Raw genomic sequence first — 6,552 nt, 5'->3', positions numbered from 1 at the left:
CACCGGCGGCTGGTTGCTGGCGGCGCCGGGCACGCCAGCCGGCGTGGCGCTGCCGCCGCCGCTGGCTTCGCTGACCTGGTGGCTGCGCAGCGTGGCCGCGGCCGGCTTGCCGTCGGCGCCCAGGCCCTGGTTCGGCGCATAGGCCTCGGAGGTGGACTCGGTCTGCGAGAAATCGACTTCAGCGGTGACCTGGGCACGCAGGTTGTCGCGGCCCAGCACCGGCTCGAGGATGTCGAACACGCGCTTGGTGTAGTTGCCCTCGATCTGGCCCACGTACTGCAGTTGCTGGGCATCCAGGCCACCCGCCGAACCGGCATCGCCGGCGCCGGAGATCAGCGCGCCGGTGGCGTCGAGCACGGTCACCGCCTTCGGGTCCATCTCGGGAACGCTCGACGACACGAGGTGGACGATGCCGGCGATCTGCGTGCGGTCGAGCGTGCGGCCGGGGTGCAGCGTCAGCAACACCGAGGCGCTGGGCTTCTGCTGTTCGCGGAAGAAGCCGTTCTGGTTGGGGAGCGCCAGGTGAACGCGGGCGCTCTGCACCGCAGCCAGCGCACCGATCGAGCGGGTCAGCTCGCCTTCGAGGCCGCGCTGGAAGGTCAGGCGCTCCTGAAACTGCGTCTGGCCGAACTTGGCGTTGTCCATCAGCTCGAAGCCGACGATCGAGCCCTTGGGCAGGCCGGCCGAGGCCAGCTTCAGGCGAACGTCGTGCACCTTGTCGGCCGGCACCAGGATCGCGGCGCCGCCGTCGGCGTGCTTGTAGGGCACGTTCATCGTCGACAGCTGGGCCAGGATCGCGCCGCCGTCCTTGTCGGACAGGCCGGCGTACAGCACCTTGTAGTTGCCCTGCGAGGACCACATCGACATCGCGAAGGCGATGCCCACCAGCGCGGCCAGGCCGATACCGAGCGTGAACTTGCGGCCGGCGGGCAGCGCGGCGAGGCGCGAGCCGAAGCCGTCGGCGTTGGCCGGCGTGAGCGGCAGGGAATTCACGGGGGCAAGTGCGGTGTCCATCGGCAGGGGTCGGGCGTCGCGGCGTGTCCGTGTCGGATCGTGGGTCGAAAAGCGCGACGGGACCATTCCCATCGGCGCCTCGGCATTGTTTCGTTACCCTTGAGCCGGAAAAGCGGCGAACAGGCCGGCCAAATCCCGCCAGTTCCCTCCATTGCGCCGCGAGCCCCTGGCTACGATCCTTCCCCATGGACGTGAAGCTCAAGCCCTTCGACTTTGCCCAAGCCGCCGCCCGCGCCGGGATGCCGCAGGTGGCCGAGCGCGTGCGCCTGGCCACGCAGTCGCAGGGCGTGGAGCCGGCGAGCTTCCAGACCAGCTTCAGCGCCGCGCTGAAGTCGGTGAGTTCCGCACAGAACCAGGCCACCGAGCTGCAGAAGCAGGTTCAGCTGGGCAACTCGTCGGTCTCGCTGGAAGAAACGATGGTCGCGATGCAGAAGGCCCAGATCGGCTTCCAGGCGACGCTGCAGGTGCGCAACAAGCTGGTGCAGGCCTACACCGACATCATGAACATGGCCATGTGAGGCCGGTGAGCGACCGCCCGGCGTCGCGGTCGGTCAGCCGCCGGCGCGCTTGACCGTATGTCCGCGGGCCTGGAGCCAACCGATCACGCGTTCGCAGTGATCGCCCTGCACCTCGATCACCCCGTCCTTCGTCGTGCCGCCCGATCCACAGGCGGCCTTCAACTGCTTGCCCAGTTGAGCCAGCGCGGCCGGCTCCAGCCCCAAGCCCTTGACGAGCGTGACGCCCTTGCCGTTGCGACCCTTGGTTTCGCGCGAGACGCGAACGATGCCGTCGGTGGCCGGCACGGCGCCGGCGCTGCGGCAGGCGCACTGGGCGATCGCCTGGCGGCAGGCCGGGCAGGTCCGGCCGAGTTCGGTCGAGTAGACCAGGCCGCCGGTCGACCGGCTCTTCATGCCGGACGCTCCGGCACGGTGCAGCGCCGATCCATCGGCTAGAGGATGCGGGTCAGCGCCTCGTCGAGGTGACGGACCGTGCGCTCGATGTGATGCAGCTTGTCGAGACCGAACAGGCCGATGCGGAAGGTCCGGAAGTCGGCCCCCTCGTCGCACTGCAAGGGCACGCCGGCGGCCACCTGCAGGCCCAGCCCGAGGAACTTCTGCCCCGACTGGATGGCCGGGTCCTCGGTGTAGCTGACCACCACGCAGGGCGCCTGGAAGCCTTCGGCCGCCACGCTGCGCAGGCCCTTGCGCACCAGCAGCGCACGCACCTGCTCGCCCAGTTGCTGCTGTTCCGCGCGCACCTTCTCGAAGCCATAGGCCTCGGTCTCGCGCATCACATCGCGCAGGCGGGCCAGCGAATCGGTCGGCATCGTGGCGTGATAGGCGTAGCCACCGGCCTCGTAGGCCTCCATGATCTGTAGCCACTTGCGCAGGTCGCAGGCGAAGCTGGTGCTCTGCGTCCCGTCGATGCGCTCGCGCGCCAGAGCGCTCATCGCGATCAGCGCACAGCAGGGCGACCCGCTCCAACCCTTCTGGGGCGCGCTGACCAGCACGTCGACACCGGTCGCCTGCATGTCGACCCACAAGGTGCCCGATGCAATGCAGTCCAGCACGAACAGCCCGCCGACCTCGTGCACGGCGTCGGCCACGGCGCGCAGGTAGCCATCGGGCAGGATCATCCCGGCCGAGGTCTCGACGTGCGGCGCAAACACGACCGCCGGACGCTCCGCGCGGATCGTGGCCACCACCTCGTCGATCGGCACCGGCGCGAAGGGCGCCTGCGCGCCCGGCCCGGTGCGGCGAGCCTTCAGCACCGTGGCGTCGGAAGCGATGCGGCCCATGTCGAGAATCTGCGTCCACCGGTAGCTGAACCAGCCGTTGCGGATGACCAGAACCTTGCGGTCGGTAGCGAACTGTCGCGCCACCGCCTCCATGCCGAAGGTGCCGCTGCCGGGCACGACGACGGCCGACTTCGCGTTGTAGACGCGCTTGAGCGTGGCCGAGATGTCGCGCATGACCCCCTGGAAACTCTGGGACATGTGGTTGAGGGCACGGTCGGTGTAGACCACCGAGTACTCGAGCAAACCCTCCGGGTCCACGTTCGGCAGCAAGCCAGGCATCGATCACTCCACTGAGAAAAACTGTCTCTGTTGTAGGGGCTGTGGCCGCCATGCGGGCCACGGGTGCCACACGAAAACCTGCCGTCGGCGCAGAGCGCTGCCGAGAGCCGTGCCGGGAGAGGCACACCGCCCACTGTGTACCAAAACATCACTGCAGCACGCTGAGGTCAACCCGAATGACCCGGCTCCCGTTTCGAGCCGTCGCGCTGCGTTGACTGGCCCGCCAACCTCTGCATTGTCTCCTCGGCCGAGAAACCGCGCACGGCGCGGCCCATCCGATCGGACCTCGCATCAGGTGCGGCCTGCGCCCGGAAAGTACTTGCGGATCAGCGCGGGCGTGAACTCGAAGGGTTCGGCGGTGAAGGTGGCCGTGAAACACGACCGCTGCGCATCGCCGTCGACCGGCAGCACGCTCACGTACACCCACTCTCCCGGCCCCTTGTCCCACAGCATGATCTGCACCGGCGCGAACGCGCTGCGGTCGAGCACACGGTAGAGCGACAAGGCCGCGCCCTGGAATCGTTCGCGATCTTCGGGATCCAGCAGCGCGCGCGGGTCGCCCCTGGCGAAGACCAGCGGCGGACTGCCCTCCACGCAGCTGGCCATGACGAGCGCACCGCCATCACGCGCTGCCCCTGAGCCGTTTTCAGCCGCGGAGACGCGAAGCGCCGGCAGAAGGACCAGTGCCGTTGCCACCAGCAGGCCACTCAGCGTGGCAACCGATTCCTTGCTTCCCATCGCGCGCCCTCCGCCGGCAGATCCCCTCGTCGGGTCGATCTTCAGCCGCGGCACCGGAGAAAGCAATGAGGAGTCACGCCAGCGACGGCGCCTCGTTCTATCACTCCACCGTCACGCTCTTCGCGAGGTTGCGCGGCTTGTCGACATCGGTTCCCCGCGCGCAGGCTGTGTGATAGGCCAGCAGCTGCAGCGGCACCACGTGCAGTAGCGGCGACAAGGCGCCGTAGTGCTCGGGCATGCGGATCACGTGCACGCCTTCGCTGCTTTCGATCCGCGTGTCCGCATCGGCAAACACGAACAGCTCGCCGCCGCGTGCGCGCACTTCCTGCAGGTTGCTCTTGAGCTTCTCGAGCAACGCGTCGTGCGGCGCCACGGTGACGACCGGCATCGCGCTGGTCACCAGCGCGAGCGGGCCGTGCTTCAGCTCGCCGGCCGGGTAGGCCTCGGCGTGGATGTAGCTGATCTCCTTGAGCTTGAGCGCGCCTTCCAGCGCCACCGGGTAATGCAGCCCGCGGCCCAGGAAGAGCGCGTTCTCCTTGCGGGCGAACTCTTCCGCCCAGGCCATGACCTGGGGCTCGAGCGCCAGCACGGCCTGCAGCGCCACCGGCAGGTGGCGCAGTGCCTTCAGGTGCCCGGCCTCGGCGTCCTCGCTCAGGCGCCCACGGGTCTTGGCCAGCATCAGTGTGAGCAGGAACAGGCCCGCCAGCTGCGTGGTGAAGGCCTTGGTGGAGGCCACGCCGATCTCGACGCCCGCCCGCGTGATGTAGGCCAGCGAGCACTCGCGCACCATCGCGCTGGTGGCCACGTTGCATACGGTGAGCGTGTGCTTCATGCCCAGCGAGCGGGCATGCTTCAGCGCGGCCAGCGTGTCGGCGGTCTCGCCGCTCTGCGTGATGGTGACGACCAGCGTCTTGGGGTTGGGTACGCTGTCGCGGTAGCGGTATTCGCTGGCCACTTCCACCTGCGTCGGAATCTGCGCGATGGACTCCAGCCAGTACTTGGCGGTGCAGCCGGCGTAGTAGCTGGTGCCGCAGGCCAGGATCAGCACCGAGTCGATCTCCTTGAACACGCGGTGCGCGCCGTCGCCGAACAGCTCCGGCACGATGCCCTGCACGCCTTCGAGCGTGTCGGCAATGGCGCGCGGCTGCTCGAAGATCTCCTTCTGCATGTAGTGGCGATAAGGCCCGAGTTCGGCCGCGCCGGTGTGGGCATGCACGGTGCGCACTTCGCGCTGCACGCGCTCGTGGCGGCCGGTCGTTGCATTGCGCGCCACGATCCAGTGCTTGCCGAGTTGGAGGTCGACCACATCGCCCTCTTCCAGGTAAACGATCTGGTCGGTCACGCCGGCCAGCGCCATGGCGTCCGACGCGAGGAAGCTCTCGCCCTGCCCCACGCCCAGGATCAGCGGCGAGCCTTCTCGCGCACCCACCACGCGGTGCGGTTCGTCGCGGCAGAACACGGCGATGGCGTAGGCGCCCTTGAGCCGCTGCGTGGCCTGCTGCACGGCGTCGAACAGGTCGCCGTCGTACAGCGAATCGATCAGATGGGCGATGACCTCGGTGTCGGTCTGGCTCGCGAAGACGTAGCCGCGCGCCTGCAGTTCGGCGCGCAGGTCGTCATGGTTCTCGATGATGCCGTTGTGCACGAGGGCGATACGCGCCGGCCGCGCAGCATCGGCGCCCGGGCCGCTGGAGAAATGCGGGTGGGCGTTGTGCACCGCCGGCGCACCGTGCGTGGCCCAGCGCGTGTGGGCGATGCCGGTCGTTCCCTGCACTGCGTCGGCGGCCACCTGCACGTCGAGTTCCGCAACGCGCGACGTACTGCGGCTGCGGCGCAGCGCGCCGTCCTGATGCACCGCGACTCCGCAGGAGTCATAGCCCCGGTACTCGAGCCGCTTCAGGCCTTCGACGAGGATGGGGACGATGTTGCGCGCGCCTACCGCGCCGACGATGCCGCACATGAGATGGCCTTGCTGAGCTGTGGATGGCGCATCCTAGGGACGGCAGCAACAAATATGCTTTCTAAATTCATCATGAAACGGCATAAAAATCTCAAAACTTTCTACAATGAAAATTTAGAGCAAAATTTATTTAATTAGATATAATTTATTTCGTGAACAAGATCACGCTGGATCCCCTCGACCTCCGGCTGCTCGCGCAACTGCAGCGCGACGCGTCGCTCTCGAATCAGGCGCTGGCGGCCGAGGTCCACGTGGCCACGGCCACCACGCACCGCCGCGTCCGACGCTTCCATGCGCTGGGATTGATCGAGCGCGTGACCGCCCAGTTGTCGCCGCAGCGCCTGGCCGACGCCGGCCTGCCGCAACTGCATGCGCTGCTCGAGGTCACGCTCGACGTGCAGACCAGCGAGGGCCTGGACGCGTTCGAGGCACGCGCCGTGGCCGACGCCAGCGTTCAGCAGTGCTGGCGGGTCTCTCCAGGGCCTGACTTCATGCTGGTGGTGGGTGTGCGCGACATGGAGGCCTACCAGGCCTTCACCGCGCGGCTGCTGACGGCCGATGCCAACGTGCGCAACGTGCGGGCCTTCTTCAGCATCAAGCGCGCGAAGTTCGGCAGCGAACTGCCGCTGCCCGCGCGGTGAGCTGCGCCGACCGGCGAGCGCCGCCGCGGCGACCACTCCTCAGTTCGACGCGGATGCCGCGCCTTCCGCCGCGGAAAGCGACTTGTGCAGCGCGGCCGGCGACGTCAATCCGCTCAGCACGT

7 protein-coding genes are annotated in these 6,552 nt (G+C 68.1%); 2 read left to right on the top strand and 5 right to left on the bottom strand.

Features of this window, described 5'->3' with window-relative positions; all coding sequences use genetic code 11:
• The coding region (gene fliF, locus Y694_RS02870) for a flagellar basal-body MS-ring/collar protein FliF (RefSeq protein WP_036229666.1) at window positions 1-1,014 on the bottom strand (1,014 nt) is incomplete at its 3' end.
• A 185-nt stretch (window positions 1,015-1,199) separates the two neighbouring features.
• On the opposite strand from fliF, the gene fliE reads away from it, so the two are divergent.
• The gene (fliE, locus tag Y694_RS02865; RefSeq protein WP_011828164.1) at window positions 1,200-1,532 is read left to right on the top strand and encodes a flagellar hook-basal body complex protein FliE; all 333 of its coding nucleotides are present in this window, start codon (window positions 1,200-1,202) and stop codon (window positions 1,530-1,532) included.
• Window positions 1,533-1,565: 33 nt separating this feature from the next.
• Here the strand turns inward: fliE and Y694_RS02860 are convergent, their stop codons facing one another.
• The 4 genes from Y694_RS02860 to glmS form a co-directional block, all read right to left on the bottom strand.
• Window positions 1,566-1,925: a translation initiation factor Sui1 gene (locus Y694_RS02860; RefSeq protein WP_036229650.1), complete on the bottom strand. Its 360-nt coding sequence runs from the start codon at window positions 1,923-1,925 to the stop codon at window positions 1,566-1,568.
• 38 nt (window positions 1,926-1,963) lie between these two features.
• The gene (locus tag Y694_RS02855) at window positions 1,964-3,091 is read right to left on the bottom strand and encodes an aminotransferase class V-fold PLP-dependent enzyme (RefSeq protein ID WP_036229649.1); all 1,128 of its coding nucleotides are present in this window, start codon (window positions 3,089-3,091) and stop codon (window positions 1,964-1,966) included.
• Between the two features lie 291 nt (window positions 3,092-3,382).
• A complete protein-coding gene (locus Y694_RS02850) occupies window positions 3,383-3,883 on the bottom strand; it encodes a hypothetical protein (RefSeq protein ID WP_152543376.1) in 501 nt (166 codons plus the stop codon).
• A gap of 46 nt (window positions 3,884-3,929) precedes the next feature.
• Entirely contained in the window at window positions 3,930-5,789 is a 1,860-nt protein-coding gene (gene glmS, locus Y694_RS02845; RefSeq protein WP_036229647.1) for a glutamine--fructose-6-phosphate transaminase (isomerizing), read from the bottom strand.
• Between the two features lie 152 nt (window positions 5,790-5,941).
• Here glmS and Y694_RS02840 point away from each other — a divergent pair, with 152 nt between their 5' ends.
• On the top strand, window positions 5,942-6,430 hold the full coding sequence (locus Y694_RS02840) for an Lrp/AsnC family transcriptional regulator (RefSeq protein ID WP_036229646.1): 489 nt from the start codon (window positions 5,942-5,944) through the stop codon (window positions 6,428-6,430).
• Window positions 6,431-6,552: the final 122 nt, after the last annotated feature.

This window comes from Methylibium sp. T29-B (assembly GCF_000576225.1).
Taxonomy (GTDB): Bacteria; Pseudomonadota; Gammaproteobacteria; order Burkholderiales; family Burkholderiaceae_C; genus Methylibium; species Methylibium petroleiphilum.
Note: the sequence above shows the minus strand (reverse complement) of the source record. Positions and strands in the feature narration are given on the sequence as shown.